General features: G+C 42.6%; 17 protein-coding genes and 2 pseudogenes. 4 read left to right on the forward strand and 15 right to left on the reverse strand.

The window, feature by feature from the left end:
- Positions 1–320: pseudogene (locus tag VB714_RS24245) on the forward strand (hypothetical protein); the annotation flags it as partial.
- On the forward strand, positions 310–453 hold the full coding sequence (locus VB714_RS24250; protein WP_323227492.1) for a hypothetical protein: 144 nt from the start codon (positions 310–312) through the stop codon (positions 451–453). The pseudogene VB714_RS24245 and the gene VB714_RS24250, both read left to right, overlap by 11 nt.
- A gap of 26 nt (positions 454–479) precedes the next feature.
- On the opposite strand, the gene VB714_RS24255 is transcribed toward VB714_RS24250, so the two are convergent.
- Positions 480–791 carry a DUF433 domain-containing protein gene (locus tag VB714_RS24255; RefSeq protein ID WP_323227493.1) on the reverse strand — a complete coding sequence of 104 codons (312 nt, stop codon included), beginning with the start codon at positions 789–791 and terminating at the stop codon, positions 480–482.
- A 245-nt stretch (positions 792–1036) separates the two neighbouring features.
- Between VB714_RS24255 and VB714_RS24260 the strand changes: the two genes are divergently transcribed.
- Entirely contained in the window at positions 1037–1885 is an 849-nt protein-coding gene (locus VB714_RS24260; protein ID WP_323227495.1) for a hypothetical protein, read from the forward strand.
- A 67-nt stretch (positions 1886–1952) separates the two neighbouring features.
- Here the strand turns inward: VB714_RS24260 and VB714_RS24265 are convergent, their stop codons facing one another.
- From VB714_RS24265 to VB714_RS24285, 5 genes are all read right to left on the reverse strand, one after another.
- Positions 1953–2654 (reverse strand): class I SAM-dependent methyltransferase, encoded by a 702-nt coding sequence (locus VB714_RS24265; protein WP_323227496.1) that lies wholly within the window; start codon positions 2652–2654, stop codon positions 1953–1955.
- Complete coding sequence (locus tag VB714_RS24270) at positions 2644–3840, reverse strand: glycosyltransferase (RefSeq protein WP_323227497.1); 1197 nt, start codon at positions 3838–3840, stop codon at positions 2644–2646. Before VB714_RS24270 ends, VB714_RS24265 begins: the two co-directional genes overlap by 11 nt.
- A gap of 98 nt (positions 3841–3938) precedes the next feature.
- On the reverse strand, positions 3939–4499 hold the full coding sequence (locus tag VB714_RS24275; protein ID WP_323227498.1) for a pentapeptide repeat-containing protein: 561 nt from the start codon (positions 4497–4499) through the stop codon (positions 3939–3941).
- 146 nt (positions 4500–4645) lie between these two features.
- The gene (locus VB714_RS24280) at positions 4646–6340 is read right to left on the reverse strand and encodes a YcjF family protein (protein WP_416309783.1); all 1695 of its coding nucleotides are present in this window, start codon (positions 6338–6340) and stop codon (positions 4646–4648) included.
- Between the two features lie 81 nt (positions 6341–6421).
- A complete protein-coding gene (locus VB714_RS24285) occupies positions 6422–6547 on the reverse strand; it encodes a hypothetical protein (RefSeq protein WP_323227501.1) in 126 nt (41 codons plus the stop codon).
- Positions 6548–6663: 116 nt separating this feature from the next.
- Between VB714_RS24285 and VB714_RS24290 the strand changes: the two genes are divergently transcribed.
- Positions 6664–7578, forward strand: a complete 915-nt coding sequence (locus VB714_RS24290; protein ID WP_323227503.1) for an alpha/beta hydrolase — start codon at positions 6664–6666, stop codon at positions 7576–7578.
- A gap of 36 nt (positions 7579–7614) precedes the next feature.
- Here VB714_RS24290 and VB714_RS24295 read toward each other — a convergent pair whose 3' ends face one another.
- The 9 genes and pseudogenes from VB714_RS24295 to VB714_RS24335 form a co-directional block, all read right to left on the reverse strand.
- On the reverse strand, positions 7615–9456 hold the full coding sequence (locus VB714_RS24295; protein WP_323227506.1) for a BamA/TamA family outer membrane protein: 1842 nt from the start codon (positions 9454–9456) through the stop codon (positions 7615–7617).
- A 196-nt stretch (positions 9457–9652) separates the two neighbouring features.
- On the reverse strand, positions 9653–11140 hold the full coding sequence (purF, locus tag VB714_RS24300; protein WP_323227508.1) for an amidophosphoribosyltransferase: 1488 nt from the start codon (positions 11138–11140) through the stop codon (positions 9653–9655).
- A gap of 171 nt (positions 11141–11311) precedes the next feature.
- Positions 11312–13642 (reverse strand): phosphoribosylformylglycinamidine synthase subunit PurL, encoded by a 2331-nt coding sequence (gene purL / locus VB714_RS24305; protein WP_323227510.1) that lies wholly within the window; start codon positions 13640–13642, stop codon positions 11312–11314.
- A 137-nt stretch (positions 13643–13779) separates the two neighbouring features.
- A pseudogene (locus VB714_RS24310) lies at positions 13780–14034 on the reverse strand (DUF393 domain-containing protein); the annotation flags it as partial.
- Between the two features lie 71 nt (positions 14035–14105).
- On the reverse strand, positions 14106–15356 hold the full coding sequence (locus VB714_RS24315; protein WP_323227511.1) for a serpin family protein: 1251 nt from the start codon (positions 15354–15356) through the stop codon (positions 14106–14108).
- Positions 15357–15457: 101 nt separating this feature from the next.
- Entirely contained in the window at positions 15458–18367 is a 2910-nt protein-coding gene (locus VB714_RS24320) for a S8 family serine peptidase (protein ID WP_323227513.1), read from the reverse strand.
- A gap of 132 nt (positions 18368–18499) precedes the next feature.
- Positions 18500–18880 carry a hypothetical protein gene (locus VB714_RS24325; protein WP_204102168.1) on the reverse strand — a complete coding sequence of 127 codons (381 nt, stop codon included), beginning with the start codon at positions 18878–18880 and terminating at the stop codon, positions 18500–18502.
- Positions 18881–18892: 12 nt separating this feature from the next.
- Positions 18893–20059, reverse strand: a complete 1167-nt coding sequence (locus VB714_RS24330) for a glycosyltransferase family 4 protein (protein WP_323227515.1) — start codon at positions 20057–20059, stop codon at positions 18893–18895.
- A gap of 30 nt (positions 20060–20089) precedes the next feature.
- On the reverse strand, positions 20090–20336 hold a 247-nt coding region (locus VB714_RS24335), incomplete at its 5' end, for a GDP-mannose 4,6-dehydratase (protein ID WP_323227516.1).

A 20336-nucleotide genomic window follows, 5' to 3' on the forward strand; every position in this document is an offset into this window, starting at 1 on the left:
TGGACGCAACCCAAGACCTGAAAGAAGCCGCCGCCGAAATCCAACAACTCCTGCAACAACTGCAACAAGACAACCCAACCGCCACAGAATCGGAAATCCTCCAAGAAGCCATCCAAAGTAATCCCACTCTCAAAACTCGCCTCTTCAACGCCTTCAAACGGGGAGGAATCGAAACCCTGAAAACCTTGATCCCCGGCCTTAGTATCGCCGAAGAAACTTTCCTCGGCTTCTTCCAAAACGACCCCGATCGCGAAGTTCGCCAAATCGCTACCGATGCGATCGCGCAACTCCAAGAACAAAATCCCGACAATGAAGAATAAAACGAAAGCGATCGCCAATGCGGTTCACCAGCAGATTATGAAGGAGAAGAAATCATCAGTGGAGATATTGAGAAACAATAACCAACCGCGATCGATTCCCTCAGAGAAATTCTACATGATTCTCCATCTCTAAGGGTTCGAGAACCTCCCAAATCAAAATCAATCCACGCACAATTCCACCAATTGTTGTACTTTGGAAGGGATTTTTGCTTGTATTTCTCGCACAAAATGTTCGCTTTCTTGAATTTGTCGTCGAATTTCATCAAAATTATCGTGATAATAAGCCAATGTAGCATATACATCTGCGAGAGTAATTGTAGGATGTCGCGATACGATTTCATCTGGAGAAAGTCCCATTTGTTCATGCCAAATGACAACATCTTGTACTCTAATCCGATGTCCGACAATGCAAGGTTTCCCACCACAAATCTCTGGATCGATTTTAATATGTTCTGCAATTACTGCTGTCATCTGTGTAACATCCGTAAAATTCAAGTTAGTGTCTAGATTCAGATTATCTTAAATCATTATAATAGAGAAAACGCGATCGCCGCCTTCTGAGCTTTTATCGTTATAATTGTTTTAAATGGCTGATTCCCTTGCGATCGCCGCCATACTTCAAAAATGTTTTAAACTTTTGTAGGTCTTTTTCAAGCACAATATTTCGACATTTTTTCAAATCAAACTTAAACCACAATTGGAGATATTTTTCAAAAATGAGCAATATATATGTGTTCCATCAAAGTCAAGGAAACGACGGCTGGCTTTGGTACAATATATTTGATGGTCATAAATGGGCTGGGGATGAAAAAGTACCCAACACAGGAATAACCGGAGATCCATCCACCGTACTCTACAAAGATCAAATCTATGTCTTCCATCAAGGTCGAGGAGATAGCGGCTGGCTTTGGTACAATGTTTTTGATGGCTCCGAATGGTCTGGAGATAAGGAGGTTCGCAAAACGGGAATCACCGCAGGACCCTCGGCTGTGGTCTACAATGACCAAATTTATGTGTTCCATCAAGGCCGAGGAGATGATGGCTGGCTTTGGTACAATGTTTTTGATGGTTCGGAGTGGTCTGGCGATCGGAAAGTACCTAGTACGGGCATTACTTCAAGCCCATCTGCAGTAATATATGACGATAAGATTTATGTGTTCCATCAAGGTCGAGGAGATAGCGGCTGGCTTTGGTATAATGTTTTCGATGGCTCGGAATGGGCTGGAGATAAAGAGGTTCGCGGTACGGGATTAACAGACGATCCGGATGCGGTGGTATACGAGGGAAAAATCTATGTTTTCCATGAAGGAAGAGGGGATAATGGCTGGCTTTGGTACAATGTTTTTGATGGCTCGAAGTGGGTTGGAGATGAAAAGATACCCAACACGGGAATAACTGCTGGCTCTTCATCTGTGGTCTACAATGACAAAATCTCTGTGTTCCATCAAGGTCGAGGAGATAGCGGCTGGCTATGGTGTAATAGTTTTGATGGCTCGGAGTGGGTTGGCGATAAAGAGGTTCGCGGTACGGGTATTTCTGAGGGACCCAGTGCAGTTGTTTATTGATTTTTAATTACAAAGTCCCAAATATTTCTCAAGAGAATATTGGGGACTTTTTGTATGTTTATCTTCTCTATTTTTTAACCCCTTCAATACAAATGGCATTTTCAAAACTTTCAGGATGTTCGACTCGCGCAAAGCGATCGTCTCGCCATTCTTGATATTGACAGAGACGAACCTCTTTAAACCCTTGTTCGATAAAGGCATTAGTCAGAGAAGATTTGTCCCACATCCATTGATGGCGATTATTAGAAAACATTTCTCTCAGGCGATCGCCTAGTGCTTTTCGCGTCCCTAAATGACCAATCAAAGAGTTAGTCATAAAATTAATGGAGGCTTGAGATGCAAGATTTTCTTCCTTTTTTTCCTGAATATAAGTAGCAATTAAATCTTCTAAATTGGGAACAACTGCGCGGAAAATTCCTTGGGGTTTTAAATAAGAGTAAATTCGTTCCATTGCAATTTTAAAATCAAGAATACTGAGATGTTCGAGAACATGGGAAGCATAGATTAAATCGCAGCTATTGGGAGCAATATCTAAACCTTTGACAATGTTTCCATATTGTGCATTTGTAGACCATTCCGGTAAATTGAGTATGGGAATCAAAAAACGTCCAATCACAGGGAGTTTAACTAATCTTAAAGAGGGAGAAGCATCAATATTTTTCCAGCCTTCAGCGATAATTAAACCACAACCAATATGCAGGCATATTGGTTGTTTATTATTGGTTATTTGTTGTGGGTTGTCTTTCATTAATAATTGTTTATTGTTCATTAATAATGGTCTGATAAACCGAGATGAGATGTCCGGCGATCGCATCCCAAGAATAGCGAGTTTTGACTAAGTTTTTGCCATTATCACCTAATTCGCGACGCAGTTGAGGAGATGCGAGGAGAGTCGCGATCGCCTCGGCTACTGGCTTCACTTCCCCTTCTACCACTAACCCAGCCTTAGCTGCAAGAACTTCCGGGGAAATTTGCACTTGAGGGGTGACAATAACAGGTAATCCTACCGCCATTGCTTCGGCGACTGCAACCGCAAAGTTTTCTGCAAAGGAAGGTAAAATGAATAGATCGGAACCTTGTAAGACTAATGCTTTACTTTCCCCAGTTAAAAACCCAGCAAAGGTAACATTGTATGTTAAGTCAAAAGATGCAACCAAACTTTCTAGTTTTTTCAAATATTCTTCTTCTCCCGTACCTGCAAAAATAAGATGAAATTCCTGTTTGGTTTTGAGAGAATGAAGTGCTTCGAGTAATAATTCTGGACGTTTTTTATAATGGATGCGAGAGAGAAATAAAATAATCGGAGTTGTAGAAGCAATCTGATAAACTTGGCGAAGTTTTGAGCCTGCATCATCAATAATTATCTCCGATTGCACTCCTAAAGGTAAAATGGCTTTAGGTGCGACAATACCAAAATTATTAACATCTTCAGCTTCTCCCTCCGTGGTACAGTGAATAACCGCCGCTTGATTAAGATTTCGACGTTCGATTAAAGCTGAATATATTTGCTTTTTACGCTGACTTTGTGCTAAAGCCCAGGGGGATAATTGTCCCATTGTCCGAACAGTATAGGGAATCTTTTTCCACCTGGCGATCGCCCCGGCACAAGTAGAACTATAAGAAAATAAATAATGATGATCTAAAATGTCATAATTGGCGAGATTTTGCCATAACCATTGCGTTAAAGACCAAGAAAAGAGGAAACCGCGATCGTTACCGAGGGAAATCGTATTTTTTGGCGCAGAAAAGCGCGGGAAAAACCAAACAGGAACACCCTCATATTCAATACGCTGATGGAGAGGAACATCTAAAACCTCTAAACCATCATCGTCTGTTGTGGCAATTTCTGCATCTATATCGCGATCGCGCAAGGCTTTGACTAAATTTAAAACAACTTGAGTTGGACCCCCTCGCGCTGACGAAACGGAAGGAATAACATGAAGAACTTTAAACATAAATTATTATTTACTGAAAAGAGGCGCTGTTAGAAACGCCTCCATCTTTTAATTCTACTCTTAATTCTACTCTCAAGGATGCAGAATTTTTGTTTATTTTAGTTTGCATCCATCTCGATCGCATTTTCATCGAATTGTTCGCGATCGCCACCAATACCGGGAGTCGTATCTAAAATTTCAGCACCAGTTAAGATCAGCTCGCTCATTTCGGCACCCGCCGCCGTAATATTGTAGAGGGTCGCATTGGTTAAATTAACGCGATTTAAGATGGTTCGATCCAATATGGAATCAGATAGCATGGCTTCTGTTAAATCGGCATCGGTTAGATTTGCACCAGTTAGATCCGCACCTTCTAAATTCGTTCTGACTAACATAGCACCTTCCAAATTTGCATCCCTGAGATCGGCTCCAATTAAATGTGCTTCGGAAAGGTCTACTCCGGATAGATCGCACCCACGACATTGACCTGTCGATAACAGGCGATCTACGGGATTTTGAACTTGTAACTCTTCTAACTCTTCTGGGGTTTCTGCTCGTGCCGCATTTCCAGATAGAATACCTTCAGATAGAATGTTTTGTTGACTCGCTTGTTGATTCGGAACTCCCATAAGAAGCGCGATCGCAACGGTCAGGGGAGCAATAATTCCTAAATTTTTCATGTTGCACCTCACTTTTTTTTCCTTCGTTATTACTATCATAACAATTTTTACTTTTTTCTCTAATAAGTTTAATTAACGTCTTTTGGCAAAGATTAAGAAATCAAAAAAAGCTGGATTTCATCACCAAATAATGATAGGATGATAAACTACCAGTCATCGGATTGAGGAGAACGTGGAGTTTCCCAATCATCGATCGCCGTTAATGGTTCTTCCAAGTTTTTCTTTAAGATTGCTTTCTCTTTTGCTTTCTCATAAATTATCGCTTCTGGGATATTACCCTGATTAATCTCAGGAATAACCTCAGACTGGGATGTTTCGATTTCGAGACTGTTTTTAATCGGTTCCACCACTTTGGCGATCGCATCTTTCACAAAGGCTTTCACAAATTCATCTTTCTTGACTAACTTAAACTGTTCCTGTACTACCTCCGTAATGCCACCATCCCCCCAATCGAGATTTTGTCGGAAATATTCTACAAAACTTTTGCCAGCAATGCGGGTTAAATAAGCAGCAGTAATGCCTTGAATTGTTTTCCCAACGAAATAGGTTGCGACATTAAATTGCAGGGCAGTTGAGAGCATTTTTACCGCCCCTTTAACAATTCCCAAACTAACCAATGTTTTTGCCAAAGAAAGCGCTAATTCTCGCCCTCTTTCCATATTTAATTCACAACCATAGACCTTACCAATTTCTACCACCATTTGGGCATTAACTGCCGCCGTTGCCAATAAATCCAAAACAGGTAAAGGAGTGACAATAACTGCCCCTGCACCAATCCACTGAAAGCGATCGATAATTTTATCTGCTTGTTTGCGTTGCTGCTTATCGATTAAACTGCGAGCTTCTTCTCCTAAACGCTGAGATTGTAACAAAATATTATCGGCGATTAAATCTTCTCCTTCAGATCGTAAAATTGCTGCCAATCGTTTAATTAAAGGCATGATTTCTGGTTCGGGTGCAATCATTTGCCCGGTTTCCAATTGTACGGCTTGAGGATTCCCACAAACTGCAATTACATCAGATGGAGAGATAAATTCCTGTACTCGTTCCCGTAATTGAACTAAAATAGTTTCTACCTCTTCTTCCGTATAAAGATCGATTTTATTGAGAATTAAGAGAGAACGCTTGCCAATCTGTGCTAAAATCTGTAAAGGTTCGCATTCAGACTGTCGCAAATCTCCCTCCACCACAAATAATAAAAGGTCTGCCTCTGTTGCTAATTTGCGTGCGATTCCTTCTCTTTCTATTCCACCTTTGCCAATCTCTAAAATTCCAGGGGTATCTGTTAGCAAAATTTCTCGTTCTAAACCTTGTAATTGCAGGTGATAGGTTTCTCCTAATCGCGTCGTTCCCATTGCTGCACCAACTTCCCCGACCATTTTACCAATGAGGCTATTAATCAGAGATGTTTTGCCCGCAGAACCAATACCAAAGACAACAACTTTAATTTCTCCTCGGTTCAAACTGGCTTCAATTTCTCGCGATCGACTCAATAATGCTTCTTGGGCAATGCGATCCTGGATTTTCTCGACTTGTTGACGAACTGCTTTTAAGGTTTCTCCAGCAACCTCTGTTTTTTCTTCGGGGAGTTTAGCTAGAATGCGACCTCGCTTGTTTTTCTGCCGAGGATTTTTAAGGGCAAATAAGTTAAAATAGTAACCAAAAGCAGCAATCAGTAAGCCTAATAAAATAATCAGTAATAAGAGAACGAGATTGGCTAAAAGAGGCGCAGTAAAAGAAATTTGTAAATAAAGTCGATAGATTGAATCCACCAGCCATAACATTAAGCCGAGAATAAGACTAATGCCAACAATAATAATAATGATTCGGTGTAAAGGCATACGAGGCATAAGAGAATTAAAATAAGTTTAACGCAACAGCCAGCTAAAAACCGATCTGGGTTCGTCGCGATCGCAGCGTATCTAATTTAATCGCGTTAACTTGATAGCCTTAACTTGTCCTTGAAAGAGAACGACTAATCCTCCCTCGCAAAGACTGAGAAGAAGAAGACCATTTGCATCGATCGATAGGTTGCTGGTTTTTTCCATTTTACCTCTTTTTCGTGCATCTAATTCTGAAGTAAAACTTATCTTTATTAGTCTGGCTCTGACTTCTAATTTGTAGTAGAATCAGTTTATACAAATATTTTCTGTCTTGTTTTTCTATGTTTCTTGATTCTTTTGCTTCTGATGCGGTATATCTCAGCGAAGAAACTTCGATCGCCCTCGCGCAAAAAATTGCCGTTCAACCGATAGAAACACCTTTTAGCGATCGCCCTATCTCTACAGCTTATGTTGCTACGACTGCCCCAGAGAAAGAAAATATACCGATTTTACTCTTACACGGTTTTGATAGTTCCGTGTTTGAATTCCGTCGCTTACTGCCATTATTGGCAGCAGATCGCGAAGTAATAGCCGTCGATCTTTTAGGATTTGGTTTTACAGAACGTCGCGCAGATATTCCTTTTGATACGAATGCCATTAAGATTCATCTCCACGCTTTTTGGCAAACATTTATTACTAAACCGATTATTCTGGTTGGCGCTTCAATGGGTGGTGCAACTGCGATCGATTTTACCTTAACTTATCCAGAAGTGGTGGAAAAATTGGTACTTCTTGATAGTGCTGGTATTGCTAAACCCCCTGCGCTTTGGAAGTTATTATTTCCTCCCTTCGATCGCTGGGCGACCAATTTTTTAAGCAACGCGAAAGTCAGAGAAAATATTAGCAAAACAGCCTATTTTGATAAAAGTTTAGCGACAGATGATGCAAATTTCTGTGCAGCTTTACATTTACAATGCGATCGCTGGCATGAAGCATTAATGGCTTTTACGAAAAGTGGGGGTTACGGTTCATTTTTACAGCATTTACCAGCGATCGCACAACCGACTCTCATTCTCTGGGGACGTAATGATAAAATTTTAGGGACGAAAGATGCAGGCATTTTTCAGCAGCGTATTCCCAATAATAAATTGGTTTGGATCGATCGCTGCGGTCACGTCCCCCATTTAGAACAGCCGCAAATTACCGCAGAAGCGATCGGACAATTTGTTCGCGATCGCCATATTTCTAAGGTTTAACAATCAATTTTAATAATTTAATAATCGATCTATTCTTTAGAAACGTTCGCCAATATTAAAATAAATAGCGCTATCACCATTATCGCTAAAACTTAATTCAAAGCGGAATAATCCAATCGAGGTCTTGGTTAATAATCCCACACCAAACCCAAACCCATCACCGGGTTTTTGTCGTACCTCACCGGGTTGACCGAGGACATTATTCCCCGTTCCTAAATCCGAACCATAATCAACAAAAATACTGCCAATGAGGTCTAAATTCTCCTGAAATAAGGTTATAGAAGAAACAGGAAAACGATATTCAGCCGTTGCTAAAATAAAACTGCGACCGGTGCCAATATCTCCCACATCATAACCTCGAATCGATCCTCCTCCTCCCAAAGTGAAGCCTTCATAAGGAGGAACTTGTCCTAAAATTGTTCCTCCTTGAAGATTCAAAACTAAAGTTCTCGGTCCTTTGGTAAAACCAAATAGATCGAGAGGAATAAATTGAGTTAAATTCCCACTCAATCGATTAAAGGCAATGTTAGCATCCCCCACAGGAATAGCTTGATCTAAACCCAAACGAATGCGAGTTCCTTCGCTAGGAAATTGAGAATCATTAACATTATTGTAGAGTGCAGAAATATTGAGACTTAAGAGATCGTCTTGTCCGCGATCGCTAACGGTTAAGCGATTACCTAATTCATCGACTGGTTCTAAACTCGAAGAAAGCAACCCATCTCGAATGGAAACTTTATAATAATTAAGCCCAAAAGCAACACTCCATTCTGGATTAAATACCTGCAAGTATTCTATTCCTCCACCAATACTATCAAAGATGGGTTTATTTCCGTTCGGTAAATTGACTTCGCGAGTACCACCATTAAAAGCAGGATATTCAGTTTGAATATTAGCAATATTGACCGACAATCTCGAAGATTCATAATCGTGAAAATAACTGAGATCGAAACCGAAAGATTTGGGATCGATAACCCAGAGGTCTCCCCCTAAAATAAGGAGTAAATTATTATTTGTACCGAATTTTTGACGAAAATAAGCAGTTGCTGGTAAATTGGCAGAAGTTCGCGTTCCTCTTAAAACGGGTTTCGCTCTAACTTGTCCTTGTAGTGCTGTTGGTTCGCCGATGAACACTCCCAAACCAAAATCACTAGAAAAAGGAATATTGAGATCTCCTCCTAATACTTCTTGTTCGACTTCTGGGCGATCGTTTGCTGTTTCGGGGTCATTATCTGCATTAGAATCTTCTGATTCATTACTCTCTTGTGCTAATAGATCCTCAGCTTTAAAACTCACTTCTCCTGGCGCAGGAAAAGTATTTCCTGTCGATCTTGTTATTGAGTTTATTGCTGGAGATGGCAAAAGTTCTGGGTGGTTAGCTTCGTTATTCTCATCAATTGCGATCGCCTCAACTTTCTTACGTTCTTTAATGGGTAAATTTGCAGTTTCAATGCTCAATTCATCTAATGAATCAAAAGTATTATTTTGGTTTTCTGCTTCTAAGGATGCTAAAAAAGATGAGTAAAGAATATCAATGAGTTGGTCTTGAGCAATAAGATTGGTATTTTCTCCGATTAATTCTCCGATTAAGACTACATCGTTGCGATCGCCTTCTGCGATCGAGATATTTGCAGTTTCAACGCTAAATCCTTCTGATTCTTGTTTCGCAACTTTAAATGATTCTTTGGCTAAATCAGGAATAGATTCAAGGCTTTTAGTTGGAGATAAATCGGATCGGAATTGAACTGCGATCGCATTTTCTGGTAAATTGTTTGTTTCTAGTCCCCAATTTTCTCCCGCAAACAATAAGTTTACAGTAGTTGAACTGAATAATATGATGCTTAAACGCAGCATTGATGCTGTGGATAAAGGTTGCATGACATTAAGCTCTCTAATTAATTAAGTTTTGTAAAAATTTTCTAGGACAATTCCTAAACTCTAACTATATCAAATATTGCACTGCATCGCGTAAATCGTCGCAGATCGAGTTTGTTTCTGTATTGAATCAAAAAAAAGAGGAAGATGAGAAAAAATTGATTCTTTCCTCATCCTTTATTCCTCATCTCTCGTTATTTCAAACCGTTACTTTTTCCAAGCTCAATTTTTCTTGTTTCATCTTATCAGGAATAGGAATGGGATAATCTCCTGTAAAACAGGCAGAACAGTAACTACTCGGAGACTCTCCAGTTTCCTCCAGCATCCCTTCCCAACTTAAATAAGCCAGAGAGTCAACACCAATATGTTCGGCAATTTCCGCGATCGATTTGGTTGCGGCAATTAGCTGACTCTGATTATCCGTATCCAAGCCGTAGAAACAAGGGTGAGTGACAGGAGGAGAAGAGATTTTCATGTGAATTTCCGTTGCACCTGCGTCTCGCAACGCTTTGATGATTTTCCGGCTGGTGGTTCCTCGGACAATGGAATCATCCACCAAAATCACTCGCTTTCCTTGCAAAACATCCTTGAGGGGATTTAACTTCATGCGAATTCCTGCTTCTCGCATATGTTGAGTCGGTTGAATGAACGTCCGTCCTACATAGCGATTTTTAATCAATCCCTCCCCATAAGGAATACCCGAAGTTTCCGAATAACCGATCGCCGCCGGTACCCCAGAATCTGGCACCGCAATGACTACATCGGCATCGGTGGGGGATTCTTGCGCCAAGCGTTTCCCTAACCGCATTCGGTAACTATAGAGAGTTTCGTCATTCACCACACTATCGGGACGGGCAAAATAAATCATCTCAAAGACACATAATTTCCGCTCGGGTTTGCCTCCCCAATGAAAGGAAGCCATGCCTTCTTCTGTAATCCAAACTAATTCCCCTGGTTCCACTTCCCGTAAATATTCCGCCCCGATAATATCCAAAGCGCAAGTTTCCGATGCTAAAACATAGCGTTGGGGCTTACCCGGTAAAATACCAATCACAAGGGGACGAATGCCATAGCGATCGCGCACTCCCATCAGTCCCACCGGAGTCGCGATCGCCAAACTATAGGCACCCCGACACATTCCAAAGGCACTTAACGCCGCATCTAACCATTCTTTGCCACTATCGACTTCATTGGCGATCGCCAGGGCAATCATTTCTGAATCTGTCGTGGTTTCAAATTGACAGCCTCGCCGTACCAATTCTTGTCGTAAAGATTTAACATTGACAAGATTGCCATTATGTGCTAAAGCTAAATGACCCAATCTCGTTTTGACGATCGCCGGTTGAGCATTGGCCTTTAAACTCGATCCCGTGGTGGAATAACGGGTATGTCCCACCGCCAAATCCCCCGGCATCTCGTTCAAAATCTCCTCATTGAACACTTGAGACACCAGCCCCATATTCTTGTGCTGGTATATTTTGTCCCCAGCAAAAGTAGCAATTCCGGCGGATTCTTGACCGCGATGCTGAAGGGCAAATAAACCGAAATAGCTCAACTTAGCCACATTTTCTTCCGGGGCATAAATACCAAAAACACCGCAGGCTTCTTCCATTTTGTCAGGGTTTTCTGGCGATCGTCCGGCTGGGGAAAGATTTTGCTCGTTCGCAAAGATTGGATTGGGGATCATAGAATTTCTACTGGGCTCCTAAATGCTGGCATTGAACGAGAACAGGCGATCGCATAAGCAAAATAATGTTATGGGGGATGGGATTACTGCTGAAGGACATAGCCCGCTCTAAACCTTAGCTTAATATTTCTTTAACATTTAAGCCAGAGGGAGCAAGGAAAACCAATCTTCCTACAATCGCCGTTCGATCGCCCGAGACCAGCGATCCCTCATGTCACATATCTTAACATCGAGAAGTGCGGAAGTACGAAAGCCGCAAGAAATGCGTAAATTTCCCTCGGTTTGCGTCACCGTACCTATCGCTTGCCAGAGATTATTAAGCACCTCCTGTAAATAGTCTTCCCAAACGGACTGAGATTCTGCGGCGATCGCCACCAAAATGCGATTTCCTCCTTCTCCAAAGAGAATTTCATCCCATCGTTGACCTGCGTTTTGGGGGGGGTTTAAGCTGATTTCTGCCCCTAAATTGCCACTGATGCAACATTCCGCCAAAGCAAAAGCGAGGCCGCCCTCAGCGCAGTCGTGGGCAGATTTAACCCAACCCTCGCGAATGCCGTGACGACAGGCTGCTTGTACTTTTCGTTCTAATTCAAAATCAATGCGAGGCGGTTTGCCCGCGATCGTGCCGTGAATGGTGGCGAGGTATTCTGATGCGCTTAGGGTGGGGAGGGTGGGGATGCCGAGGAGGTAAACGCGATCGCCTTCTTTTTGCCAACTTTGGCCGCACGTGCGGGTAATATCGGGAACGAGTCCCACCATTCCGATAACCGGGGTGGGGTAAATTGCCTGGGGTTTTCCTTCAGAGTCCAGGGTTTCGTTGTAGAGGGAAACATTGCCTCCAGTGACGGGAGTTCCCATTTCCTGACAGGCTTCGGCAATACCCTGACAAGCAAGGGCAAGTTGCCAATAGCCTACGGGATGTTCCGGACTGCCAAAATTGAGATTATCCGTAATGGCGATCGGTTCAGCCCCCACACAGCTTAAATTCCGCGCCGCTTCTACTACCGCCGCTTTCGCCCCCTCATAGGGGTCTAAGTAAACATAACGAGAATTACAATCTGTTGTCACAGCTACGCCTTTTCGATCGCCACCCCCCTTCTCAAGGGCCGAGGCGATCGGACGCAAGCGAATTACAGCAGCATCGGCAGCACCGGGAAGAACGAGAGTATTATTTTGTACTTGATGATCGTATTGGCGATAAACCCAGCGTTTTGAGGCGAGGGAAGGAGTATCGAGGAGTTGCAATAAAACTTCGTTCCAACTCTGCCATTTTTCGCCAATTTCAATCCCTTCTTCCGTACACGCACCTACTATACTCGATACAGTCCATTCCCATGCCTTCCTCGCGTATTCTGGCGGCTCTGAGAGCAATTCTCGATGATAGATGGGAGTATCTTCTGCTAAAGCGGCGGCGGGAACTTCGGCAGCAATTTGACCTTGGTGGAAAATTCGCACAATGGGTTCTTGTATTACTTTTCCCGCAACCACAGCATGGAGTCCCCAACGGTGAAAAATCTCGATTAATTCTTCTTCTCGTCCCTTTTTAGCCACAAACAGCATTCTTTCTTGGGACTCCGAGAGGAGATACTCATAAGGAGTCATCCCCGGTTCTCGGGCGGGAATTTTATCTAAATCTAACTCAACCCCGACCCCTCCTTTTTCTGCCATTTCCGAGGTTGAACAAGTCAAACCTGCTGCCCCCATATCCTGCGCTGCTACGACTGCCCCGGTTTTAAATGCCTCCAAACAGGCTTCGATTAAAGACTTCTCTAAAAAAGGATCTCCCACTTGTACGGCGGGGCGATCGTCCATTGAATCATCGCTGAGTTCCGCACTGGCAAAACTCGCGCCCCCCATGCCATCCCGTCCTGTGGTTGAACCCACGTATAACACGGGATTGCCAATACCTGCGGCTCCAGATTTAACGATTTCCTCAGTTTCCATCAGTCCCAAGGCCATGGCATTCACGAGGGGATTGCCCGAATAAGCGCGATCGAAGTAGACCTCACCGCCCACGGTAGGAATGCCGGTACAGTTGCCATAATGGGCAATTCCTTCCACTACTCCATTAAAAATGCGCCTGGTTTTCGCCTCTTCTAAACTCCCGAAGCGCAGAGAATTTAAAATGGCGATCGGACGCGCCCCCATTGTAAAGATATCTCGCAAAATACCACCGACTCCAGTGGTTGCTCCTTGGAAGGGTTCCACCGCCGAGGGATGATTGTGAGATTCAATTTTAAAGGCGAGGTGATGCCCGTCTCCTAAGTCCACAACTCCAGCATTTTCACCGGGTCCGACGAGGATATGTTTCCCTGTAGTGGGAAATTGTTTGAGGAGGGGACGAGAGTTTTTATAACAACAATGTTCGCTCCACATTACCCCAAACATCCCCAATTCTGCCTTGTTGGGGTGGCGATCGAGGCGCTTGACGATTTCTTCGTATTCGGCCGGTTTAATGCCTTCTGAGGCGATTTCTTCGGGGGAGAAGGGAGGAACAGTCATAAAAAAGGGGGAGAGGATCGAGGACGCATTTGATTCTATCAATTTTCTTTTATGATGGGAGTTTAGATTGCTCATTGTTCATGGAAATGACCCTCACCGCTTATAAATAATCCCTCGAACTCTTGCGAGGAGAACTAAACGATTGTTCCATCCGCAAGAATGCCGTGAATGCGACCCATTGCCGTCTCAAAGTCAATATTGCCATGTTGTGCGCGATCGTAGTCGTCTCGGGCGATATCGACAAACATCACTAAACCTCGCCCCGCATCTCGTTTTTGCAAAAAGCTAACTTCTCGCACACAAAGGGGACACAACCCGTCGTAGAGAAGTTTGATTTGCCAAGAGGGTTTTTCGGTTGCTGGAGTAGAGGCGATCGCAGATTGAGAGGAGATCGTAAACTATTTTCTTTTTATCTTAACAAAATGCAACGGAATGATGAACAATTCACTGGCTTTAATATGACCTATTCGAGAGGATTTGTCACGCGACCCATAAATAAAATACTGTTTGAGAATTTATCAACTAAAAGAAACAAGAAAGGGCGATCGGCTTTGAATTGGTGTCGTTCTGTTATTCCTCTTGTTCCGACAATCACCGATGTGCTTGCTCCTGCTTCTGTTCCTCGTTCGTTAACATCAATAAAGGCCTTATGAACAACTTCCTGTATGTATAAAGATTTGTCTCCATTTATGCCCGAAAAATCTGACTGGCTTCCAAAGGCTTGAGGCATTCCCATTTCGATTAGAGTTTCTTTTAGCAACAAGTCAGATTCCATTTTAAATCGAGGCAAAAAAACTTCAATACTTGCTGATTCACTATCCTCTAAATCTAAGAACCATTGCCTTAAATTATCAACCGTCACTTGCTCTTCCAGTTGAATCAGTCCCCCGAACTCTCGAGGTAAAAGAATAATCATAGTTATCGGGCTATTCCGATAGAAAAGCTCTATAACTTGCAGATCGGGATACTCTTTATAGTTTGCAAATACTCTCTCATGGTACATCATGGGAATATCGATCCAGCGATCGCGATCGATTTGAAAGGGACGTTCTTGAGTATTTTCAGTCGCGAAAGAAGAAGCCCATAGTCCTTTAAAATGAATAACATTGGTCAGAACCAATCGCGTGAGGCTATTTATTATTCCTTCAGAAATTGCCTCTTGAATTTTTTCATTAGTTTTTTGAGAAACCCAATGATTAATGGTTTGACGTGACGACTCGGGCTGGTTTTGTAAATCTAATTGGGCTAAAGGAGCCTGATAGCGATCGCGAGTCAAAGCGACAAAATCATCGAGAAGAGAATAGTCTTTCTGAACCCAAATACGATTGGCAATTTTCAGCGTTTCGCTGAAATAATTCTCAAAATTCTGCAATATGTCAGCAAATCCCGCATGAAATTGTTCTGAAGGAAGATTAAAATGCAAAACATTGGCCATTTCTGTTGCAGTTGTACTTCTCGCACCACCATAGGTCATTGCCAGTGCAGCAGATGTACTAAAGGGGGAAAAAAATAAATTTCCTTCTTGGTTTCGCAGTTGTTGATAAAGATCGACAGCAAAAGTGGTATTATCTTGAACAACTTTTTCTGCATCTTTGCCAATTCCTAAATCAAAGAGCGATTTGCGATCGCTTTTTGCTGATTTCTCGTTCTTTTCTAGACAACAAGGAGAATAAGCCAAGCCTTGCTTATCAAAGCCTAAGATTGAAAATAGCAACGCTATTGTCAGTCCAGAAATATAAAGGAATCGATTCAGTGAGTCAGTTTTGTTCTGCTTCATGGAGGATTTTGTGAGGAACGATCGAGAGAGAATTTCTTTTAGGCAAACTGCGATCGCCCATTATATAAGTTTGCCAGTTCTTTGTTCCGACTCAAGGCAACAGCACGACGAATCGCAGCATCGGCATTAACCAACCCATGACCAAAAGCAGCATCTTTGCCTTCTCCTGCGGCAATTCCTAAACGGGTTGTGGTTAAATCCATTGCAGTATCAATCAGAATTTGCCGCAATTCCCCACCACTCAGGGCAGTATTCACACTCCAAACCAGAGAGGCAATACCTGCCATATTAGGGTTTGCTGCCGATGTACCGCCAAAGGTAGAGAAACTACCCAATTTGTTCATTGCAGGGGAATCCGTGGCAGCCATGAGGGTTAAACTTGAACCATAGTTGGAATAAGAAGCGCGATCGACACTGGTAGCATTGGTTAACCCGTCAATTGTTGTTGTCCCTGTTTTTCCTAACGCCCCGATCGCCATAACATTTTCATGGTTGGTTTGCAATCTGGCCACACCGCCACTAAATCGCGTATCGTCAGGAATATCAATATCTTGCCCTCCATTCCCCGCAGCAACTGCAAAGATAGCGCGATCGGCGTTGTCTCGTATAAGTTCTTCTAGCTGTGCTTGAGTTCCACCTTGAGTGAGCCAAAATTCTCCTTGAACCCCTGTTTGAAAGACGACGCGGCGATCGCTTGCTTTGGCATAGGCGATCGCCTCTTTAATTGCAGTTTGCAAGTCTACCCCATCAATATAAACATTGGTCACATAAACATCGCTATACCAATTAATTCCTGTCACGCCAAAATTATTATTACTGGTTGCTGCCATAATTGTTGTAGCAGAATGGCCGTGACCATAATTTTTATAGCCATCAACATCGGTAGAATCGGTAATGAGGCGATTATCTAAATCTAAATCGTAAACCCCATCGGAAGAACCGAATTCGCTTAAAATTCCCGTATCTAGGGTAACTAATAAAACATCCTGAGAACCTCGACTAAAACGCCACGCATTTTCAACATCAGAAACCCGTAAATTCCATTGTTTGTTAAAATAAGTATCATTTGCTTTTACCTGTAAATCTAAAATATCTCCCGTGGTAAATTCTAGTCTTTCGATGCCTTGAAAATAAATCTCATTGCCATTAGTTAAGCTGATAAAATCAAAAGCAGTTCCTTGGAAAATGGCTTGTTTGCTGGTTGAATTAAAGGGATCGTAGTTGGCTAAGTTAATACCATTAATACTGGCAATGCGATCGCGATCCAAGCCGAGAGAAAGGGTATCTGTGCCACCTCGTCCAACAAAAATATGACCAATTCCAGCAATATCATTATAACTTAAAAATTCTCCCGCTACTGTACCAAACTGAGTCGTATTCTCATCCCAACTGAAAATATTTAAACCTTGGAAAAATGAATTGATTTCTAAACCACTGAAAGTATTAGCAACAGCACGAAAATTGTAAGTTCCTCCGACTAAATTTAAGCCATCTAAATTAATTAACGCATCCTTGAGATCGCTATTACTCCAAGTCCCTAAAGTCGAGAAAAGAGAGCCATTTTGCCATGCTTCCAAGCGGACGCGCTCGAGATCGAAGATATTCTCTAAAGTATAGTTCAATCGCAATGCACCATCTTGAAACACTGTATTCGCTGTCGTATCTCCTGAAGCGTCAAAGATAGCGAAATTACTAAAATTACTGATAGGGGTAATTAGTTTAAACTGGCGTGCAAAACTGTTACTCGCTGCCCCTATTTTGTCGTAAGCGATCGCCTTTAAAGTATATGTCCCACTCCCAAAATTACTCAGGTTCAAATTATAATCAAAATTTGCCCAATTTGGACTCCATGCAGCAGGTGTTAAATTAGTAATTTGCTGAGGAGAAAAGAGTTCGTTGCCATTTAACCATAAACTCACGTCAATGCGATCGATATCTGTTGCACCATCTAGATCGGAAACCCAAGCATTTTTTAGATTTAAAGTTTCGTTAGAACTATAGGTCGTTTTGTCAAGAGTAAATTGTAATTTTTCTGGGCTATTATTACTTAGAATTGGGTCATCGATCGTCAACGATCGCGAAAATATATCACTTTTTGCATTAGATTGGTCGTAAGAAACCGCGTGTAAAGTATAATTTCCTACATTCAACCCTGCGAGATGAATCTTATGGATAAAACTGCCCCAGTTGGAACTCCAAGAAGCGGGAGTTAAATTCGTTTGTTCGGAAAATAGAACCGCGTTTCCTGTAGAATTTTCGAGGGTAAAAGTAATTTTCTGTAGGTCGATCGCGCCATCTTTATCAAAAGCCCAACCATTTTGAATCTGTAAAATATCGCCGCTTTCATAAGTTATTCTATCGAGGGAAAAACGAGGAGAATCGGGAGTAGAATTAGGGTTAAAATTAGGGTCAATAACTTTAAAATTGCGCTGAAATGAAGTACTCGCAGCCCCTAAACGATCGTAGGCGATCGCGGATAAGGCATAATCTCCTCCAGTGAGTTCCAAATCTGGCAACAGATGATGAAAACTCCCCCATTTCGTATCCCAAGAAGCAACGGTTATATCAGTAATTTGGCCGAGATTGACTAAAGAATTTCCATTTTGTTGTATTTCTAATTCAATGCGATCGAGGTCGATCGCGCCATCTCCATCCCAGACCCAACCTTCACGAATTGCAATACTTTCTGTCAAGGTGTAGCTGCTTTTGTCGAGGGTAAAGCGTAATTGTTGCGGTGTTTGATTATTGGGAGGTGAGGGTAGGCGATCGCGCGGTACCAAGGCAATATTATTCGTAATATCATTGGGAGAAATTGCAGCATCGAGAGAAGCAAAACTTTTGCTCATATTCCCATTGATGCGATCGCCTAACTCCGACGGTGGAACGACAGAATGAGGGTTGATATTAAGATTATCGGTGGGATAGAGTATCTGGGTTTGACCGGACATAGGAATGCACCTCGGGGGTTGCTGGCGATCGCCTTTAGTTTTGGCTTATCTCTATTCTCTATAATGCCAAAAGAAACCGCGATCGGCAATCACAATTTCTCGCTTACCGTCGAGGATATAGCAAAACCAAATTTATTCTCCGATTTGCTTCACATCCACCTCAATTGCTTCTATATCAATTGTTCCAGGAGGTGTAATGCGAACAAATTTTCCTTTTTCCACCAGAAGGGATTCATTACAATTGGGGCAGTTAAGATCGAGACCATTAAAAGCAGTAAAAGAATAATTACAGACAGGACATTCATCTTGTACGACATTACGGCCAACCCACCAACGGAGAACAAAAAAGCCGATAAAGAGAAATACAAAAGGTAAAGTAATGAGAATAAAAATCCAATTGAGAACCCAACCTAACCCCAAGGCACTTAAAAGAATAATAAAGGCCAAGATGGTTAACCAACAGCCGACCCCAGATAAATTAATTTGAGCGAGTCTAGAAAAATTCTGATTCATAATTTCGATCTCCTAGGTTTTTACCTTCTCTGCTTCCTCTAGCAATTGTTTGAGTTTTTGTCTCAAGGTTTCTTTCCCAAATTTAGCAAGGGTACATTCGCGCAACCACTCCCCATTACAGCGCGGATCGGCTCGATCGCTCAGACCATTTAGTATTTCAATACAGGCCCTTGCAACTGCGTCAACATCCCGATGAGGGACTCGCCACCCTAACTTACCATCTTGTAGAGGATCGATGGAACCATCTGCATCCCCCGAAAGGACGGGAATACCGGAAGCCATTGCTTCGAGATAGACAATCCCAAATCCTTCTTGGGAGGGCATGATATAAGCATCAGCAACGCGATAATGATCGGGAAGGTCTTCTGTGGCGATAAAACCTGCAAAAATGACCCGATCGCCTACACCCAAATCTGCGGCCAATTTCTGCAAACGCGGAAGATCGTCCCCGCGTCCAATCACCAAATATTTAACTTCAGGAAAAACGCGGGCAATTTCCGGTAAAGCCCGGATGGTAACATCAACCCCCTTATAAATATCTCCCGACCACAATCGGGCGACAGTCATCAGGACTTTGGCATTTCCCAAATTATATTTTTCTAGTAAATGGGGGGGTTTGCGATCGCGATCGAAGATCGTCCCATCCACAACACAAGGCAGCAAGCGCACTTTCTCGGCAGAAATTCCATTAGACTGACAAACCCGATCGCGACTGTAGCGACCGATCGTCCAAATAGAATCCGCTTGTTGCAGGGCTTGAAGTTGTTTTGGGGGTAAAGGCTCCCACACTTCTTTACCGTAAGTGAGAACTGTATAAGGAATTCCCAGACACTGACAAAAGACCTGAACTAAAGGCGCTAAATTAATATGCCCGCAAAAAACGTGCTGGGGACGGCGAAATAATAAACCAGCCCATAGCGCCAGCGCCAGTTTAACGCGCCCTAACCAAGGCGGAAGGGTTTTGAGATAGTGAAATTGGAGGCGATCGCTTGAAAAAGGATTCTCGCACTTCGATGAGTCCCGCAGGAGAAAAATTTCAGCGCTTTTCCCCTCAGCAGAATCGAACAGTTCGAGATATGCCCGCAAAATATCTTTGACGTAAGATTGAATCCCCCCTTCCCTAGCAAAAATCTCGAGAAAAACAAAAACATAATCAACCGTATTTTTTGAGTTTGGCAAAATATTCACTCCTCGCATTTCCCCTTAATTTTAGCCCCTGGTTTTAATCGGTTCTATTTGGCCGAGTTGAATGCGTTGCAAATCTTTGGCGACCATTTTCTCGATTATGGCCGATAAATCGGTCTGAAATTGCCACTGTAAATTCTCTCGGGCTTTGGTGGGATTCGCAACCAGTTGAAAGTGTTCGTCCGATCGCAGAAATTTAGGATCGATTTCAACATAATTTTGCCAGTCAAGATCGACGCAATTGAAGGCCATTGCTACTAATTCTCTGACA

Source organism: Spirulina sp. 06S082, assembly GCF_034932145.1.
Classification (GTDB): Bacteria; Cyanobacteriota; Cyanobacteriia; order Cyanobacteriales; family Spirulinaceae; genus CCY15215.

Coding starts and splice junctions, on each gene's coding strand:
- VB714_RS24250 (WP_323227492.1), top strand. CDS start 310: ATGAAGAATAAAACGAAAGCGATCGCCAATGCGGTTCACCAGCAGATT.
- VB714_RS24255 (WP_323227493.1), bottom strand. CDS start 791: ATGACAGCAGTAATTGCAGAACATATTAAAATCGATCCAGAGATTTGT.
- VB714_RS24260 (WP_323227495.1), top strand. CDS start 1,037: ATGAGCAATATATATGTGTTCCATCAAAGTCAAGGAAACGACGGCTGG.
- VB714_RS24265 (WP_323227496.1), bottom strand. CDS start 2,654: ATGAACAATAAACAATTATTAATGAAAGACAACCCACAACAAATAACC.
- VB714_RS24270 (WP_323227497.1), bottom strand. CDS start 3,840: ATGTTTAAAGTTCTTCATGTTATTCCTTCCGTTTCGTCAGCGCGAGGG.
- VB714_RS24275 (WP_323227498.1), bottom strand. CDS start 4,499: ATGAAAAATTTAGGAATTATTGCTCCCCTGACCGTTGCGATCGCGCTT.
- VB714_RS24280 (WP_416309783.1), bottom strand. CDS start 6,340: ATGCCTTTACACCGAATCATTATTATTATTGTTGGCATTAGTCTTATT.
- VB714_RS24285 (WP_323227501.1), bottom strand. CDS start 6,547: ATGGAAAAAACCAGCAACCTATCGATCGATGCAAATGGTCTTCTTCTT.
- VB714_RS24290 (WP_323227503.1), top strand. CDS start 6,664: ATGTTTCTTGATTCTTTTGCTTCTGATGCGGTATATCTCAGCGAAGAA.
- VB714_RS24295 (WP_323227506.1), bottom strand. CDS start 9,456: ATGCAACCTTTATCCACAGCATCAATGCTGCGTTTAAGCATCATATTA.
- purF (WP_323227508.1), bottom strand. CDS start 11,140: ATGATCCCCAATCCAATCTTTGCGAACGAGCAAAATCTTTCCCCAGCC.
- purL (WP_323227510.1), bottom strand. CDS start 13,642: ATGACTGTTCCTCCCTTCTCCCCCGAAGAAATCGCCTCAGAAGGCATT.
- VB714_RS24320 (WP_323227513.1), bottom strand. CDS start 18,367: ATGTCCGGTCAAACCCAGATACTCTATCCCACCGATAATCTTAATATC.
- VB714_RS24325 (WP_204102168.1), bottom strand. CDS start 18,880: ATGAATCAGAATTTTTCTAGACTCGCTCAAATTAATTTATCTGGGGTC.